Origin of the sequence: Micromonospora ureilytica (assembly GCF_015751765.1) — a bacterium.
GTDB classification, from domain to species: Bacteria; Actinomycetota; Actinomycetes; order Mycobacteriales; family Micromonosporaceae; genus Micromonospora; species Micromonospora ureilytica.
In genome coordinates, this window is record NZ_JADOTX010000001.1 from 869,561 (window position 1) to 885,146 (window position 15,586).

The window sequence follows — 15,586 nt, forward strand, 5'->3', positions numbered from 1 at the left end:
CCCGCACCGCATCGGCAGAAATTGCCTATTCGGGCCGGGGTGGGCTGGCCAGCGTCCGATCCGCCGCTACGGATCCGGTGTCGTCAACCCAGTCGATCCAGCTTCTCGCGAGCGGCAGTGTCGGGCCGAGGCGTGAGGACCACGAGGCGCAGGTCGGTGTTCTGGGTGGTCAAAACGTTGGCGTCCAGCGGGATGGCCCCCGCGTCCGGGTGGACGGCGGTCTTGTGCGCGCTCTCGTGATGGGCCACCGCGCGGAGGGCCCAGAGGCGGCAGAACCTGTCGTTGCCGGCCATCCGCGAGATCAGTGCCGCCACGTCGGGGTCGTTCGGATAGCGGGCGCTGGTGGCGCGCAGGTCGGCCACCAACGACTGCTCGAAGTAGGCGCGCTCGGTGTCGGTCTGGCGGACTCGGGGGTTTCGGGATTCGAACTGGACGATCAAGGCGTTGCGATCGTCGGCGGTGGCGCCGGCGGGGTCGCCGAAGACGGCCGCGAACAGCCGGTTCCAGTGCAGCAGCCGCCACACGGCGTCGTAGACGGCCGCCGGGGTGTCGCCGAGGTGGTCGATGACGCGGTGCAGGCTGCTGGGGATCAGGTGGGGTATCCGGTCCGGGGCCGCGGCGAAGCCGGCGAGGCGCATCAGGTGCGCCTCCTCGTCGTCAGAGAGTCGTAACGCGCGGGCCAGGGAGGTGCACACCTGCGCCGATGGTGTGGCGGCCCGGCCCTGTTCGAGGCGTGCCACGTACTCGGGGGAGATGCCGGCCAGTGCTGCCAGCTCGCCGCGTCGTAGCCCGGCGACGCGGCGAGGTGACGCGTTCGAGAGACCGGTCGCGGCCGGGTCCGTGCGATCCCGCCAGGCCCGCAGCGCGGCTCCGAGGTCATTCATGAACCCATGATCCGCCATCGGACCTCCGGGGAGCTGGGTGGTACCAGCGGTACGCGGAAGACCTGTGCCTTCCACAGTGCTGGCTCGGCCCTTCAGGATGGGGATCATGAGCAGAGTGACCAGAATGCATCACATCGGAGTGCCAGTCAGCGATTTGGCCCGGTCGGTGAGGTGGTACGAGGACGTCCTCGGCATCGCGCCGAACGGCGTGACGATCTCGGCGACGAACCCGGCGATCGGTGCGGTTGTCGAGGTCGAGAACGCGTCGATGCGGGCATCCTTCGCGTTGGCCGGTGACAACGTCCTGCTGGAACTCATCCAGTACGACAGCCCGCAGCCGAGGCCCTTCACCGGGCGCAACTCTGACGTTGGGGTGATGCACCTGTGTTTTGAGGTCGACGACCTCGACTCGGCGCACCGCGACCTGGTGCGGCGGGGCGTGCACGTCAACGCCGACCCGGTCGTGCTCCAGGACGGTGATGGGGTTGAGGCGGGGGCACTGGCCGGGACGAAGATCCTCTATCTCCGTGACCCCGACGGCATCCAGCTGGAACTGTTCGAGTTGCCCTCGTAGGAGCGCCGACTCCGGACCGGGCGCCCGTCCCGGTCGGTGCGCTGCTCTGGATACCATCGGTGGGGCCGAACAAACGGAGGGCACTATTCGTCCGGCGACACGCAGAGGCTGATGACAGATATCAGGTCGGGATTGTTCGTCGCTCGCGAGGCGGAGTTGGGCGAGATCGCCTCGGTGACGGCAGCCGCGGCGCGGGGCCGTGGTAGGGCGATGCTCGTTCTCGGTGATGCGGGGATCGGCAAGTCGACGCTCATCGGTGCGGTCGCTTCGCGGCTCGACGGATGGCAGGTGCTGCGGGCCGGTGGTGTCGAGTTCGAGAGCGAGCTGCCCTACTCGGCCCTGCACCAGTTGTGCGCGCCCGTGCTCGACCACCGCGCTGGGCTCCCCGTACCGCAGCGGAGCGCGCTCGACGCGGTGTTCGGGCTGCACGCCGGGGTCAGGCCGACCCCGATGCTTGTCGGGCTGGCCGTCCTGGGCCTGCTGAGTGCCGTAGGCCGGCGCAGGCCGGTGTTCTGCGCTGTCGACGACGTGCAGTGGATCGACGCGGGCTCGCGGCAGGTACTGGCATTCGTCGCGGCACGCGTGGCGGTGGAGCGGGTCGCCATGGTGTTCGCTGCCCGCGACGTCGCCTCGGTGTCGGAGCTCGGTCGCCTACCCGCCCTCACTCTCACCGGGCTCTCCGATTCGGAGGCCCTCACCCTGCTGCGGTATCGGGCACCCTTTGGCCACGAGGCAGCGATCGTGCAACGGATCCTCGCCGAGGCGGCCGGCAATCCTCTCGCCCTGGTGGAGTTCGCCCGCGACGCCGGACCGCTCGGGCTACCCGGGGACGCCGGGCACCGCGCCGTCGAGCACCGGTTCGTGAGTCGGTTCCTGCGGCTGCCGGCACCCACGCGCTCGATTCTGGCGCTGGCCGCGGCGGAGCCGACAGGCGACCTCGCTTTGCTGCGGCGTGCCATGGCGATCCAGGGGCTGGATGCCGTGGACCTGGCCGCGGCCGAGGACAGCGGCCTGTTGGTGATCGGGCCCCGGGTGCACTTCCGGCATCCGTTGGCGCGTTCCGCGGTGTACCTGTCGACTGGCGCCGGGGCGCGACGGCAGGCCCATGCGGCGCTCGCCGCCGGTACGGACGTCGACGTCGATCCCGACCGTCGCGCCTGGCACCAGGCGAACGCGATCACCGGCCCGGATGAGGAGACCGCGGCGGAACTGGAGCGTTCGGCCGGACGGGCACAGCGCCGCGGCGGATTCGCGGCCGTGGCCGCGTTCCTCGAGCGCGCGGCCCGACTGACACCCGGCCGGTCGCGGCAGGCCCGCCGGTTGTTGGCCGCGGCTCGGGCGCGGTTGAGTTCGGGGGCACCCTCTGCCGCCCGGGAGTTGGTGGACGAGGCCGAGCGTCTCCAGCCGGACCCCGTCGACCGCCGCGCCGCGCGACTGCTGCGCGCGACGATCGACTATCACGTGGCGCGCAGTATCCCGGCGACGATCGCGCTCATCGAGGCGGCCGACGGCGTGGGGCCCGATGAGGTCCGCGAGACCTACCTGGAGGCGTTCGCATCGCTCATGTTCAGCGTCGACGAGCCGGGGAGGTTGCGGCGGCTCGCCCTGCACATCCGGGAACGGGTGCCCCAGCGTCAGCCGCCACGCCCGGTCGACCTGCTGCTGCGGGCGTTGGTCGAGCAGCATCTCCGCCCGGTGGACGAGGCGATGCCGCTGATGCGCCGTACGGTCGACGCCTTCCGGGACCACGCCCGCACGCCCGACGCGGATCCGTGGTGGATGGAACGTGCCTGTGTGTTGAGCGTCGACATCGGTGACAGCGATGCCATGGAGGAGATCGCCGACCGTCAGGTGGAACTCGCCCGGGCGCAGGGGGCCTACGCGATCCTTCCTCATGCGTTGCGCTTCCAGGCGGTCGCCCGGACGATCGTGGGTCGCTTCGCTGACGCGCAGATCTGCATCATCGAGGCGCGTGCGGTCGACGAGGCCGCCGGGACGTCAAACCTCGTCGGGTCCGACCTGATGCTTGCCGCCTGGAGCGGAGACGTCGACCGGTTCCGCGAGATCCGGGAAAAGCTGCGCGGCTGGGTGGGGGTGAAACCCACCGCGCTGCACTACGCGAACGGCGTGCTGTGCAACGGCAGCGGCGACCATGACGCCGCCCTCGACGCGTTGCTGCTCGTGCGGGACCAGCACCGGCGCGGCGCGTACGCGGTCACCGCCTTCCATCACGAGCTGGTCGAGGCCGCCGCGTACGTCGGACGTCCCGAAGAAGCCAAGGAATCGGCTGAATGGATCGGGGATGTCGCACGGGTCAACCCGAACGCGTGGACGACCGGTGCGCATCTACTGGCGAGTGCGCTGCTCGACCCGGGGCTCGGCGCGCAGGACCATTACCGTGCCGCGATCAGCCGGTTCGCTGGGAGCAGGATGCGAGTCCACTACGCGCGTGCCCGACTGCTCTACGGGCAGTGGCTGCGACGGGTCGGCCGTCGCGCCGAGGCGCGGGCGGAGCTGCGCGCCGCGCACGAATTGCTCTCCACCATCGGCGCGCGCGGGTTCGCCGGCCGCGCCGCCCGCGAACTGGATGCCATCGGCGAGCCGACCCTGGCCGACGACGCCGATCCGCTCGCGGGGCTGAGCGCCCGCGAACTACTCGTCGCCCGCAAGGTCGCCTCCGGCGCAGGCACCAAGGAAGTCGCCGCGCTGCTGTTCGTCAGCCCGCGAACGATCGACGCCCACCTGCGCAACCTCTACCGCAAACTGGGCATCACCTCACGCCGGCAGCTACGAGAACTACTCCGCTGACGGAGCCGGGCCGACCGAGCGACGAAAGGGCCCCGCCGGTACCAGACCGGCGGGGCCCTTGGGTCACGTCAGCGCCGGGCCCGATCACACTCCCGTTCGGCACGCGTCTTCAGCTCCGTCAGCCACGTCTCCAGACCCCCTCCGAGAGCCACGGTGGAGAAGTCGACGTCCTGCTCCACCTGGTCACCGCGCCACGTCTCCTCGGTACGCACGAGAACCCGACCGTCGACCTCGGTGAACGTCCACACGTGCACCCCCTCGTCGATGCGCAGACCCGCACCGATCGCCGGGCCGTCCCACCGAAGACACCTCTGGTGCTCCAGCTGCCGGACGGTGGACGTGACGACGAGGGTCGTGTCGGGATTCAGCGCGGTCTCGGGGACCGGTGTCGTCCACCGGAACGACGAACCGGGACGCAGTGGCCCGGGATCGAGCCGCTTGCTGGACAAGACCGGCTTCTGCCACGACGGCCAGCGCTCCACGTCGGTCTGCAACCTCCAGACGGTCCGTAGCGGAGCGTCGATCGTCGTCTCCGTCCGATAGCGAATCTTCGCCGCGGTGTCGACAGTCCTTCCCGCACATCGCACCGTCGCATGGTCGGCACCGACATCGTGCCTGACCTCGGCCCGAGCCGGCGCACCTGCGGTGCCCACGAGGCCGGCCACGACCACTGCCGTCGCGACGGCAAACACACGATTCTTCATGAGGCGGCCACCGCCTCGGCGGTGCCCTTGAGTCGTTCCAGCCACCTGGCGAGGGTCGTGTCGAGGCCCTCCTGGAACGGCCCAGGCTCGGCATCGACAGGCGGGCCCGCGAAGGACTCCTCGGTCGACACCTCCACACCGTCGCCGGCCGGAGTGAGCGCCCAGACGTGGACACCGAGGACCCCGTCCGGTCCGTCACCGTATCCCCGCCACACGAGGCGTTCCCGCGGCCGTACCTGAACGATCGTCGACTCGATCTCCATGCCCGCGGCCGACCAGCGGAACACGGAGCCCGGGGCGAGCGGACCGGGTGTCTCCACGCGTGCGTACGGGATTTCTGGCAGCCAGGTCGTCCATGCGTCGATGTCGGTGAGGATTCGCCACACGGTGTCCGCCGACGCGGTCACCGTGACGCTGTGGCGGCTGACCACCGGGGCCGACACGTCAATACCGGCCTCGTCGGTGTCCGTAGTGTTTTCCATCGTGAAGCCTCTCTGCGGTCACTGACCATCGAATCGCCGGGCATGAGAGTGAGCCGCTAGATCCACACCCGGCAGATGCGATCGTGCCAAGACGGCAACCGCTACACATCGGCAAGAACTACCTAGTTCGCGGTACGTGGGCCGGCCACGGTGAGGAGCCTTACCTCCGTGCCTGTTACCGGCCTCAGCACGTGGGTTGTCTTCGCGGTGCCTCTCGCGCACTCCGCCGGCGGTGGTGCGTTGCTCCGCCTAGGTCCCACTCGTCCTGCTGGGTACCGGCCGGTGTGGCTTTCTGTGGCCTGCCTCTTGACTTCCCTTAAAGCCGGGCGTAAACAAGGCACAAGCAAAACGAAACGGCGGTGAAACAACAACATGTACGCCGAAGAGCGACAGCAGGAGATCCTTCGCATCGCCCGGGACGTGGGTCGGGTCGAGGTGGCTGGCCTGGCCGATCAGCTCAACGTGACGTCGGAGACCATCCGCCGCGATCTCACCATCCTGGAGCGGGCCGGCGTGCTGCGCCGAGTCCATGGTGGAGCGATTCCGGTCGAACGGCTCGGGTTCGAGCCCGCGCTGGCGGCGCGTGACGCGGTGCTCATCGAGGAGAAGGAGCGCATCGCCAAGCTCGCCTTGAGCGAGGTGCCGGAGGAGGGCGCGATCATCCTCGACGCCGGCACCACGACCGCCCGGCTGGCCCAGCTGCTGCCGGTCGACCGTGAGCTGACCGTCGTGGTCAACTCGCCGGTCATCGCCACGACCCTCGGTACCTATGCCAACCTCAACGTCCTGCTGTTGGGTGGACGGGTCCGCGGGAAGACCCTGGCGACCGTCGACGACTGGGCGCTGTCGCCGCTGGCCCACCTCTACGTCGACGTCGCATTCATCGGGACCAACGGCATCTCGGTCGAGCGTGGACTGACCACCCCGGACCCGTCCGAGGCGGCGGTGAAGCGGGCGATGGTTCGTGCGGCCCGCCGCACGGTGGTGGTCGCCGATCACACCAAGCTCGGCAACGACTATTTGGCCCGGTTCGCTGAGCTGGCCGACGTCGACCTGCTCATCACCGACAGCCGTGCCGACCTCGACCTGGTCGGTGACCTGGAGTCTGCAGGCGTTCGGGTGGTACGCGCATGAGAGCGGGCCGGGCATGATCGTCACCGTCACCCTCAACCCCAGCCTCGACCGGGCCGTGGAGGTCGACTCCCTCACCCGGGGCGAGGTCATCCGGGCTGCCACCGCTCACCTTGACCCCGGCGGCAAGGGCGTCAACGTATCCCGTGCCCTGCTGGCCAACGGGGTGCCGTCGGTAGCGGTGTTGCCGTCCGGCGGTGACGAGGGCAACCAGCTCATCCGCCTACTGAAGGCGGAGGGTGTGGAGGTCCTCGCCGTGTCGATCTCCGGAAGGACCCGTTCCAACATCACCCTGGCCGAGCCCGACGGCACGGTCACCAAAATCAACGAGCCTGGCCCGACCATGTACCGCTCCGAGTTCGACGAGGTGATCGACCGTGTGCTCGCCCGTGCCAGCGGTGCCGACTGGGTCGTGCTGTGCGGCAGTGTCCCGCCCGGCCTGCCCGCCGACGCTTACGCTCAGTTGTGCCGGAAGCTGCGCGCTGCCGGCGTCAGGGTCGCCGTCGATACCAGCGGTCCTGCCCTACGCGAGGCCGCCTTGGCCGGGGCGACTCTGCTCAAGCCCAACCGCGACGAACTGGCCGAAGTGGTCGGCACCCCGCTGAAGGACCTCGGCGATGTGGTCGATGCCGCTCAGTGCCTGCGGGCATGGGGAGCCGGCACCGTCGTGGCCAGCCTCGGCGCTGACGGCGCTGTCCTGGTCGATGCCGAAGGGGTCCGCACCGGCACCTGTCCGGTCGCCCGGCCCCGGAGCACCGTCGGCGCCGGCGATGCGTTGCTCGCCGGGTTCCTCGCTGCGGGCGCGCATGGTGCCGCCGCTCTCGCTGAGGGCCTGGCCTGGGGCGCCGCCGCGGTGAGCCTGCCCGGCAGCCGAATGCCCGGTCCAGCGGACCTCCACCGCCACGACGTCACCATCCACCCCTAGCCGGACGAGCTTCTTCCCTGCGGCCGTCTGGACCGCCCCTCGATGAAGGAGATACCCCCGTGACCTCCTCTTCCTACACACCAGAGGTGAAGGGCCAGGGCCTCAGAGCCAATGTGCAACGCCTCGGCGGCTACTTGGCCGCGATGGTCATGCCCAACATCGGCGCGTTCATCGCCTGGGGCCTGATCACCGCACTGTTCATCCCGACCGGCTGGATCCCCAACAAGACCCTGGCCGAACTGGTCGGCCCGATGATCAGCATCCTGCTACCGGTGCTCATCGGCTACACCGGCGGCCGGCTGGTCCACGGCCAGCGCGGTGCCGTCGTGGGCGCGGTGGCGACCATGGGCCTCGTCGTCGGCGCGGATGTGCCGATGATCCTCGGCGCGATGATCATCGGGCCGCTCACGGCCTATGTCCTCAAGCTGTTCGACGGCCTGATCGAAAACAGGATCCGTCCCGGCTTCGAGATGCTGGTCGACAACTTCAGCGCCGGCATCATCGGCGCCGCGATGGCCATCGGCGGTGTCTACGGCATCGGCCCGGTGGTCGAATGGCTCACCAAGCAAGCCGGCTCGGGCGTCGACTGGCTCGTCGGCAAGGACCTGCTGCCGCTGACCTCGGTACTCGTCGAACCCGCCAAGGTGCTCTTCCTCAACAACGCCATCAACCACGGCGTGTTCGGCCCGCTGGGCATCGCCGAGGCGGCCGACAAGGGCAAGTCGATCCTGTTCATGATCGAGTCGAACCCCGGCCCCGGTCTCGGTCTGCTGCTCGCCTTCATGGTCTTCGGCCCACGCGCGCTGCGCCCCAGCGCCCCAGCCGCGATCATCGTGCAGTTCCTCGGCGGCATCCACGAGATCTACTTCCCGTACGTGCTGATGAAGCCGAAGCTGATCCTCGCCATGATCGCCGGGGGTGCGGCCGGCGTCGGCACCTTCGTGATCACCGGTGCGGGCCTGGTCGCCACCCCCTCGCCGGGCAGCATCTTCGCCTACCTCGCCGTCACCCCCAAAGGCGGCCACTTCGGGGTCATCCTCGGCGTCGTGATCGCCGCCGCCGTCACCTTCGCCGTCGCCTCAGCCCTGCTCGGCTTCGGGCGCGGCGAGCCCGCCGCGGACGCTCTCGGCCCCGACGAGGAGACGGCTGTCCGCCCGGACGAGGAAAGGGCCATCGACCCCGACGAGACCCTCGACAAGTCGGCAAAGCAGGAGGTCTGAACATATGTCCACCATCAACGGCACCGACATCAAGAAGGTCGTCGTCGCCTGCGACGCAGGCATGGGCAGCAGCGTGATGCTGGCCAGCCAACTTCGGCGGCAACTCGCGAAGAACGCGGTGACCGTCGAGCACACGCCGATCAACTCGATCCCGGCGGACGCGGACGTGGTCATCTGCCACCAGGGGCTCGCCGCACGGGCCCGGGTCAGCGCGCCCGACAAGGTGATCGTGCCGATCCAGGTGTTCATCGGCGACCCGGCCGTCACCAGGGTCGTGAACGCGGTGCAGCGCGGTGGTGAGCTGAGTGGCTGAGCTACTGGCCCGTGACGCGATCCGGCTCCACGAGCGGGCCGGATCGCGGGACGAGGCGATCAGCCGCTGCGGCGCGGTACTCGTCGAGGTCGGCGCGGTCGCCCCGGCGTACGTGGACGCGATGCTCGCCCGCGAGCAGAGCGTTTCCACGTACATCGGGGAGGGCGTCGCCATACCGCACGGAACGCTGAACAGCAAGGAGTCGGTCCAGCGCGACGCCCTCGCGGTGCTGCGCTTCCCGGACGGCGTCGACTGGGACGGCTTCGACGTGCGGGTCTGCGTCGCCATCGCCGCGGCCGGCGACGGGCACGTGGACATCCTGGCCCAGCTCGCCTCGGTGCTGATGGACCCGGCGCAGGCGCAGCGGCTACGAGAGTCGACGAGCGCCGATGACGTGATCACCATCCTTGAAGGGAACCCCTCGTGAAGGTTGTCCGATTCCACGCACCCGGCGACGTCCGCATCGAGGACGCGCCCGAGCCCACGCCGGGCCCCACCGACGTGAAGATCCGCGTGCGGGCATGCTCCACCTGCGGCACCGACGTGAAGATCTCCCGCTTCGGCCACCACCACATCGCCCCGCCGCGCGTCATGGGCCACGAGATCGCCGGCGAGATCGTCGAGGTCGGCGCCGACGTCACGGGCTGGCAGCCCGGCGACCGGGTCCAGGTCATCGCCGCCATCCCGTGCGGTCAGTGCGCCGAGTGCCGGCGCGGCCGGATGACCGTGTGCCCCAACCAGGTGTCGATGGGTTACCACTTCGACGGCGGGTTCGCCGAGCACATGGTCGTGCCGCACAACGTCCTCGCCGTCGACGGACTCAACCGGATCCCCGAGGGACTCAGCTTCGCCGAGGCATCCGTCGCCGAGCCTCTCGCCTGCGTCCTCAACGGCCAGAACCTCGCCGGTGTGGGGGAGGGCGACGACGTGGTCGTCGTGGGCTCCGGGCCGATCGGCTGCCTGCACGTCCGCCTGGCCCGCTCGCGCGGCGCGGCCCGGGTGTTCCTCGTCGACCTCAACCGCGAACGCCTCGACCTGGCCGCCAACCTGGTCCGGCCGGACGCGGCGATCTGCGGTGCCGAGACCGACGTCGTCGACGCGGTACTCAAGCTCACCGAGGGCCGGGGTGCCGACGTCGTCATCACCGCCACGGCCGCCGGCGTCGCCCAGGAGCAGGCGGTGCAGATGACGGCGCGGCAGGGCCGGATCAGCTTCTTCGGCGGCCTGCCGAAGGACAAGCCGGTCATCTCCCTGGACTCCAACCTCGTGCACTACCGCGAACTGACCATCGTCGGCGCCAACGGCTCCAGCCCGGAGCACAACAAGGAAGCGCTGCGACTCATCGCCGACGGCTCCGTGCCGGTCGCCGACCTCATCACCCACCGCCTGCCGCTCGACCGCGCCCTCGATGCCTTCGGCATCGTGGCGCGTGGCGAAGCGATCAAGGTGACGATCGAACCCTAGGGGGATCCGATGCCCACCAGAACAGTTCTCGTCGGCTCCGCCAGCGGGCTGCACGCCCGACCGGCGGCGCTGTTCGTCGCCGAGGCGGCGAAGCAGCCGGTGCTGGTCACCATCCGCAGCGGCGACAAGAAACCCGTGCCGGCCCGCAGCATGCTCGCCGTGCTGTCGCTCGGCGCCAAGAAGGGCACCGAGGTCACCCTGGAGGCCGACGGCGACGGCGCCCAAGCCGCCGTCGACACCCTGGCCGAACTCCTCGAACGTGATCTGGACGCCGTCGATGCGTGAACTTCGGGGGATCGGGGCCAGCCCCGGTGGTGCGGCGGGGCCGGTCTACCGGCTGGCCCCGCCGCCGGCCCTGCCGCCGCTGGTGGAGACCGTTGATCCCGAAGCCGAGAAGACCGCCGTCCGGGCTGCGGCCGTCGCCGTCGCCGCCGACCTGGCCCGTCGCGCGGACACCGCCCTGGACGCGACCGCCGCCGAGGTCCTGCGCGCGCAGGTCATGATGGCGCAGGACGAAACGCTCATTGACGCGGCCGACATCGCCATCGACGGCGGTGCGGACGCGCCGCATGCGATCACCGACGTGCTCGCCGGGCACCGGGCCGCCTTCGAAGCCGCGGGCGGGTACCTCGCCGAGCGGGTCAGCGACCTCGACGACCTGCGGGACCGCCTCGTCGCGGCGTGCCTGGGGCAGCCGATGCCGGGCGTGCCGGACCCTGGCCATCCGTACCTGCTCATCGCCCGCGACCTGGCGCCGGCCGACACCGCCGGCCTCGAGCCGGGCCTGGTGCTGGGCCTGATCACGGCCGAGGGCGGACCGACCAGCCACACCGCGATCCTGGCCCGGACACTCGGTATCCCGGCCGTGGTCCGCTGCCCGGGCATCCTGGACGTGACCGACGGCGCGCTGGCCAGTCTCGACGGCACGAACGGCGTCGTGGTGGCCGGTGTCTCCGCCGAGACGGTGACCACCGTGAACGCGGACCGGCTCGCGGAGATCGAACGCCGCGCCCGCTCCCGAGGCCCCGGGCGAACGGCGGACGGCCATCCCGTCGCGCTACTGGCCAACATCGGCTCTGCCCGCGACCTCACCGGCGAGGTTGAAGGCGTCGGCCTGTTCCGCACCGAGCTGCTCTACCTCGACCGCAGCGATCCGCCGTCGCACGAAGAGCAGGTCACCGCGTACCGCGACGTCTTCGCCGCGCTGCCCGGTCGCAAGATCGTCGTGCGCACCCTCGACGCCGGCGCCGACAAGCCGCTGCCGTTCCTGCGTCTGGCCGTTGAACCCAACCCTGCGCTGGGCATCCGCGGTCTGCGGGTCGCGCGGCAGACACCTTCCGTGCTCACCACGCAGTTGGCCGCGATCTCGGCGGCGGCTGCGGCGACGGACGCCGACGTCTGGGTGATGGCGCCGATGGTCGCCACGGCGGCGGAGGCGGCAGCGTTCACTGAGTCCTGCCGCGAGCACGGCCTGCCGACCGCCGGCGTGATGATCGAGGTGCCGGCCGCGGCCCTGCGCGCCAGCCAGGTGCTGCGCCACGCGGACTTCCTCAGCGTCGGCACCAACGACCTCAGCCAGTACACGTTCGCTGCTGACCGCATGTGCGGCGACCTTGCTGACCTGCTCGACCCGTGGCAGCCCGCGCTGATCGCTCTCCTCGCCGTCTGCGCGACAGCCGGCGTCGAGGCGGGCAAGCCAGTCGGCGTGTGTGGAGAGTCCGCAGCAGATCCCGATTTCGCCCTGGTGCTGGCAGGACTGGGCATCACCAGCCTGTCCATGGCGCCCCGCAGCATTCCGGTGGTGCGCGAGTCCCTGGCCGCGCACACCCTGCACGAGTGCCGCCAGATCGCCGAGGCGGCCCTTGCCGCCCCCAGCCCGGAAGCAGCTCGGGCGGCGGCGGTCGGTGCTTCGCGTCAGCTCCGTTCCGGCGACGGCGTGTCCGTGCGGTGAGCCGGTCACGGTCACCGGCGGCTCGTCGTTCAGATCGTCCAGCCCAGGGATAGCACAGGCCGGCCTCGATGAGCATCACCGGCCGAAGTGGTCGATGGTGGTGGCCTGCTGGACCACGACGAGCGCGTCCCCCAATGACAGCGTGGACGCGCCCGAGGCGTCAGTGACGCGGCGTCATGATCGCTGGTGACGTGGTGTCACTGTTCGTAGCTGGGTGAGCGCCGAACACTGGGGTGGTGACCGCCGCGCCGGTCGGCCCCGTATCGGACATGAAATCTGATGGAGGACACATGGTAGTGAATGTGAAGGATGCCCCCGAGGCCAAACAGTACGAGGCTCGGTTCGAGGGAGAGTCCAAGGTCGCGGGTATCGCGCAGTACATCCGCACCACGGAACTCATCGCGTTCGTGCACACCGAGGTCTCGTCGGAGTACGAGGGCAGGGGAGTTGGGGCGGCCCTGGCCCGCACCGGCCTCGACGAGGCCCGCGCCGCGGGCCTGCTGGTCCTGCCCACCTGCCCATTCTTCGCGGGGTGGATCGCCCGGCACCCCGAGTACCAGGACCTGGTGTACCAGTCCCGCAGCAGAGTCAGCGACTGAACAGCAGGGCAAGTCAGCGAGATGGAGGTCGGTATGAGCAGCGGAACCGCGAAGAAGGCATACGAGGGCGACTCCGTCGGACAGTAGATCGTGCGCGGAGAATCCCTTGACCGTCTGGCGGCGACAGGGTTTTCACTGGTGCGGCAGTCTTGAGTAGGGGAGTCAGATGCGAAAAACCTTGTCGGTCGTGCTCGTTTCGGCGGTCGCGGCGATGTCGCTGGTGTCGGTTCCGGGGGCTTCCCAAGCGACGGCGCAAAGCGGGTTGAAGTGGGGTCCGTGCCCCGCCGACAGCGCCCTTCCCGGACTGGAATGCACGACGGTCCAGGTCCCCCTGGACTATCGGAAGCCGCAGGGGCGGCAGCTCGACGTGGCGGTCTCCCGTCTGCCGAGCAAGGACCCGTCGCAGCGCCGGGGCGTGTTGGTGACCAACCCGGGCGGTCCCGGCACCGGGGGACTGATCTACCCGGGCCTGCTCGCCGGCAATCTGTCGCCGCAGCCGCTGCCGCGCAGCGTCCAGGACCAGTACGACGTGATCGGATTCGACCCGCGCGGTGTGGGCCACAGCTCGCCGGTGACCTGTGACGTGACGCCGGAGCAGATTGCGCGGCGCAACCTTTGGTACCCGGCTGACGCGGCCGGCGTACGGAAGGACGCCGAGATAGCGAAGGCGATGGCCCGGCAGTGTGCGACATCGGAGACGGCCGCGCTGCTGCCCCACATCACCACCGCGAACACCGCACGGGACATGGACCGCATTCGGGAGGCGCTGGGCGAGCCGAAGATCTCTTACCTCGGTGTGTCGTACGGCACCTACCTCGGTGCGGTCTACACGACGATGTTCCCCCAGCACAGTGACCGGTTCGTGCTCGACAGCAACCTCGGCCCCGGTGGTTACGACCTCACCGCCATGCGAAGGCTCGGCCGCGGCCTGGAGGACCGGTTCCCGGACTTCGCGAAGTTCGCCGCCGCCAATCCCCAGTACGGACTGGGCACGACGCCGAAGCAGGTGCGCGCGAAGTTCTTCGACCTCGCCGCGCGACTGGAGAAGTCACCGGTGCAGGGCGTGGACGGTTCGTTGTTCCGGGGGATCACGTTCGACCACCTCTACAGCGACGTGAGCATGCCCACCCTGGCCGCAGCGTGGAAAGCGCTCGACACGAACCAGCCGATGCCGCCCGAGCCGCCGCCCGCGAATATCGACAACGCCGTCTCCGGCCGCCTGCATGTCATCTGCGGCGACTCGAAGTGGCCGAGTTCCGTCCGCGACTACCAGCGGGCCGTCGCGGTCCACCGGGTCAAGTACCCGTTGGTCGGTGCCGCCGCGGCCAATATCGGTCCGTGCGCGTTCTGGCCGTCCCCGGTCGAGCGGCCGGTGCGCATTGGTGACCGAGGGCCTTCGAACGTGCTGATGGTACAGAACGTTCGCGACCCCGGGACCCCGCTGGTCGGCGCCCGCGAGCTCAGAAAGGCGTTCGGTGGCCGGGCGCGGATGGTGACGGTGGACCAGGGTGGTCACGGCGCCTACCTGCTCTTCGCCAAGAACATGTGCGCCAACAACACGGTGACGACCTTCCTCACCACCGGCCAGCGTCCGCGGCACGACGTCGCATGTGCGGCCGAGGCCGGCTGAAGGCTGACGCAGGCGAGTCAATCAGTCGTACGGGTTTCCCGAGCCTGGATCGGACACCGGCGTGGCCCCCGCCGCTGGAGGGAAGCGGAGGCCACGCCGGGGATCTGGGACGGCAGGCGGGCTGCTGCGCGTGGTCGAATGACCAACGCCGGCCGTGAGGTTCGGCTCCTGTCCGTTGCGTGAAGGCAGACCCGACGAAAACGTTAGCGTCACGCTGTTGAGGAATTCTTCCCTGCCAGGGAACGCGGCGGCTCCACCCAGCACGACCGCCGCTGCGGTGTCAGGCCGTGTTATCGACGATGGCGCCGAAGTGACTCGCCAGGCGGATGGCCCGAACGTTTCCCGTCCTGATCCGGGCTTGTTGAACGGGGTGGCCGTGCGCGACGGCGAGGCCGACCACGTGCCGGGCCACCGCGGTGCCGACTCCACGGCCCTGCCATGCGTCAGCGATCAACAGGGCGATCTCGGGCGGTCCGCAGTCCTGCCACAGAAGGTGGGCGAGACCGATCAGCCCTGGCCGCTGCGGACAGACGATGAGGAACGTGTAGCCGCGATCAGGGTCGACCAGATGCCGCCACTCGGCGCGGCGGATCCGGTCTCGCGACCCCTGGTAGCGAGCCCTGCGGCTCTCGGCGGAGCACTGCCAGCGGTGCAGATGGTTGGCCGCCTCGAGATCGGTGGGAGTGGCTCGGCGAAGGTGCAGTCGTAGCCCGGCAGATGTCATCACGTCCACGTTGTCGTGCTGACTCTCAACGAGGAGCCCCTGCGGCACGAATCTACTCCAAGGCTGGTAACGAAGGCTGTTCGGAGAAAGGCAGCGCCATCTTCAAGCGCACCACATACCGAGTGACCGAGACTGGGTCTCCGTACGACCGGAGGAGCGGTGAACCGCTGCGGGCCC

General features: G+C 69.8%; 16 protein-coding genes. 12 read left to right on the plus strand and 4 right to left on the minus strand.

Annotated features, from left to right (window positions below; genetic code table 11):
* Window positions 1-83 precede the first annotated feature (83 nt).
* A complete protein-coding gene (locus IW248_RS03845) occupies window positions 84-884 on the minus strand; it encodes a helix-turn-helix transcriptional regulator (RefSeq protein ID WP_196925674.1) in 801 nt (266 codons plus the stop codon).
* Between the two features lie 124 nt (window positions 885-1,008).
* Between IW248_RS03845 and IW248_RS03850 the strand changes: the two genes are divergently transcribed.
* Together IW248_RS03850 and IW248_RS03855 are read left to right on the plus strand one after the other, a co-directional pair.
* Window positions 1,009-1,458 (plus strand): VOC family protein, encoded by a 450-nt coding sequence (locus IW248_RS03850; RefSeq protein WP_231396707.1) that lies wholly within the window; start codon window positions 1,009-1,011, stop codon window positions 1,456-1,458.
* A 111-nt stretch (window positions 1,459-1,569) separates the two neighbouring features.
* Window positions 1,570-4,266: an AAA family ATPase gene (locus IW248_RS03855; RefSeq protein ID WP_196925676.1), complete on the plus strand. Its 2,697-nt coding sequence runs from the start codon at window positions 1,570-1,572 to the stop codon at window positions 4,264-4,266.
* Window positions 4,267-4,334: 68 nt separating this feature from the next.
* On the opposite strand, the gene IW248_RS03860 is transcribed toward IW248_RS03855, so the two are convergent.
* A complete protein-coding gene (locus IW248_RS03860; RefSeq protein ID WP_196925677.1) occupies window positions 4,335-4,970 on the minus strand; it encodes an SRPBCC family protein in 636 nt (211 codons plus the stop codon).
* Window positions 4,967-5,452 carry an SRPBCC family protein gene (locus IW248_RS03865; protein ID WP_196925678.1) on the minus strand — a complete coding sequence of 162 codons (486 nt, stop codon included), beginning with the start codon at window positions 5,450-5,452 and terminating at the stop codon, window positions 4,967-4,969. Before IW248_RS03865 ends, IW248_RS03860 begins: the two co-directional genes overlap by 4 nt.
* Before the next feature lie 372 nt (window positions 5,453-5,824).
* Here IW248_RS03865 and IW248_RS03870 point away from each other — a divergent pair, with 372 nt between their 5' ends.
* The 10 genes from IW248_RS03870 to IW248_RS03915 all read left to right on the plus strand — a co-directional run bounded on the left by IW248_RS03870 (window position 5,825) and on the right by IW248_RS03915 (window position 14,685).
* Window positions 5,825-6,586, plus strand: a complete 762-nt coding sequence (locus IW248_RS03870; RefSeq protein ID WP_196925679.1) for a DeoR/GlpR family DNA-binding transcription regulator — start codon at window positions 5,825-5,827, stop codon at window positions 6,584-6,586.
* A gap of 13 nt (window positions 6,587-6,599) precedes the next feature.
* The gene (gene pfkB, locus IW248_RS03875; protein ID WP_196930030.1) at window positions 6,600-7,508 is read left to right on the plus strand and encodes a 1-phosphofructokinase; all 909 of its coding nucleotides are present in this window, start codon (window positions 6,600-6,602) and stop codon (window positions 7,506-7,508) included.
* A gap of 59 nt (window positions 7,509-7,567) precedes the next feature.
* Window positions 7,568-8,728 carry a mannitol-specific PTS transporter subunit IIC gene (mtlA, locus tag IW248_RS03880; RefSeq protein WP_196925680.1) on the plus strand — a complete coding sequence of 387 codons (1,161 nt, stop codon included), beginning with the start codon at window positions 7,568-7,570 and terminating at the stop codon, window positions 8,726-8,728.
* Window positions 8,729-8,732: 4 nt separating this feature from the next.
* Window positions 8,733-9,041: a PTS sugar transporter subunit IIBC family protein gene (locus tag IW248_RS03885; protein ID WP_196925681.1), complete on the plus strand. Its 309-nt coding sequence runs from the start codon at window positions 8,733-8,735 to the stop codon at window positions 9,039-9,041.
* Window positions 9,034-9,468: a PTS mannitol transporter subunit IIA gene (locus IW248_RS03890; RefSeq protein WP_196925682.1), complete on the plus strand. Its 435-nt coding sequence runs from the start codon at window positions 9,034-9,036 to the stop codon at window positions 9,466-9,468. The genes IW248_RS03885 and IW248_RS03890 overlap by 8 nt, the downstream gene beginning before the upstream one ends.
* Complete coding sequence (locus tag IW248_RS03895; RefSeq protein WP_196925683.1) at window positions 9,465-10,505, plus strand: zinc-dependent dehydrogenase; 1,041 nt, start codon at window positions 9,465-9,467, stop codon at window positions 10,503-10,505. Before IW248_RS03890 ends, IW248_RS03895 begins: the two co-directional genes overlap by 4 nt.
* Window positions 10,506-10,514: 9 nt before the next feature.
* Window positions 10,515-10,790 carry an HPr family phosphocarrier protein gene (locus IW248_RS03900; protein ID WP_196925684.1) on the plus strand — a complete coding sequence of 92 codons (276 nt, stop codon included), beginning with the start codon at window positions 10,515-10,517 and terminating at the stop codon, window positions 10,788-10,790.
* The gene (gene ptsP, locus IW248_RS03905) at window positions 10,783-12,456 is read left to right on the plus strand and encodes a phosphoenolpyruvate--protein phosphotransferase (protein ID WP_196925685.1); all 1,674 of its coding nucleotides are present in this window, start codon (window positions 10,783-10,785) and stop codon (window positions 12,454-12,456) included. Before IW248_RS03900 ends, ptsP begins: the two co-directional genes overlap by 8 nt.
* Window positions 12,457-12,746: 290 nt before the next feature.
* Window positions 12,747-13,055, plus strand: coding sequence for a GNAT family N-acetyltransferase (locus tag IW248_RS03910; protein ID WP_196925686.1), 309 nt, complete (start codon window positions 12,747-12,749; stop codon window positions 13,053-13,055).
* Window positions 13,056-13,422: 367 nt separating this feature from the next.
* Window positions 13,423-14,685 carry an alpha/beta hydrolase gene (locus IW248_RS03915; protein ID WP_307787703.1) on the plus strand — a complete coding sequence of 421 codons (1,263 nt, stop codon included), beginning with the start codon at window positions 13,423-13,425 and terminating at the stop codon, window positions 14,683-14,685.
* Window positions 14,686-14,965: 280 nt separating this feature from the next.
* On the opposite strand, the gene IW248_RS03920 is transcribed toward IW248_RS03915, so the two are convergent.
* Window positions 14,966-15,457 (minus strand): GNAT family N-acetyltransferase, encoded by a 492-nt coding sequence (locus tag IW248_RS03920; RefSeq protein ID WP_196925688.1) that lies wholly within the window; start codon window positions 15,455-15,457, stop codon window positions 14,966-14,968.
* Window positions 15,458-15,586: the final 129 nt, after the last annotated feature.

What these genes read in the sequence shown, in the direction of transcription:
- IW248_RS03845 (WP_196925674.1), bottom strand. Translation starts at nt 884, where the DNA reads ATGAATGACCTCGGAGCCGCGCTGCGGGCCTGGCGGGATCGCACGGAC.
- IW248_RS03850 (WP_231396707.1), top strand. Translation starts at nt 1,009, where the DNA reads ATGCATCACATCGGAGTGCCAGTCAGCGATTTGGCCCGGTCGGTGAGG.
- IW248_RS03855 (WP_196925676.1), top strand. Translation starts at nt 1,570, where the DNA reads ATGACAGATATCAGGTCGGGATTGTTCGTCGCTCGCGAGGCGGAGTTG.
- IW248_RS03860 (WP_196925677.1), bottom strand. Translation starts at nt 4,970, where the DNA reads ATGAAGAATCGTGTGTTTGCCGTCGCGACGGCAGTGGTCGTGGCCGGC.
- IW248_RS03865 (WP_196925678.1), bottom strand. Translation starts at nt 5,452, where the DNA reads ATGGAAAACACTACGGACACCGACGAGGCCGGTATTGACGTGTCGGCC.
- IW248_RS03870 (WP_196925679.1), top strand. Translation starts at nt 5,825, where the DNA reads ATGTACGCCGAAGAGCGACAGCAGGAGATCCTTCGCATCGCCCGGGAC.
- pfkB (WP_196930030.1), top strand. Translation starts at nt 6,600, where the DNA reads ATGATCGTCACCGTCACCCTCAACCCCAGCCTCGACCGGGCCGTGGAG.
- IW248_RS03885 (WP_196925681.1), top strand. Translation starts at nt 8,733, where the DNA reads ATGTCCACCATCAACGGCACCGACATCAAGAAGGTCGTCGTCGCCTGC.
- IW248_RS03900 (WP_196925684.1), top strand. Translation starts at nt 10,515, where the DNA reads ATGCCCACCAGAACAGTTCTCGTCGGCTCCGCCAGCGGGCTGCACGCC.
- ptsP (WP_196925685.1), top strand. Translation starts at nt 10,783, where the DNA reads ATGCGTGAACTTCGGGGGATCGGGGCCAGCCCCGGTGGTGCGGCGGGG.
- IW248_RS03910 (WP_196925686.1), top strand. Translation starts at nt 12,747, where the DNA reads ATGGTAGTGAATGTGAAGGATGCCCCCGAGGCCAAACAGTACGAGGCT.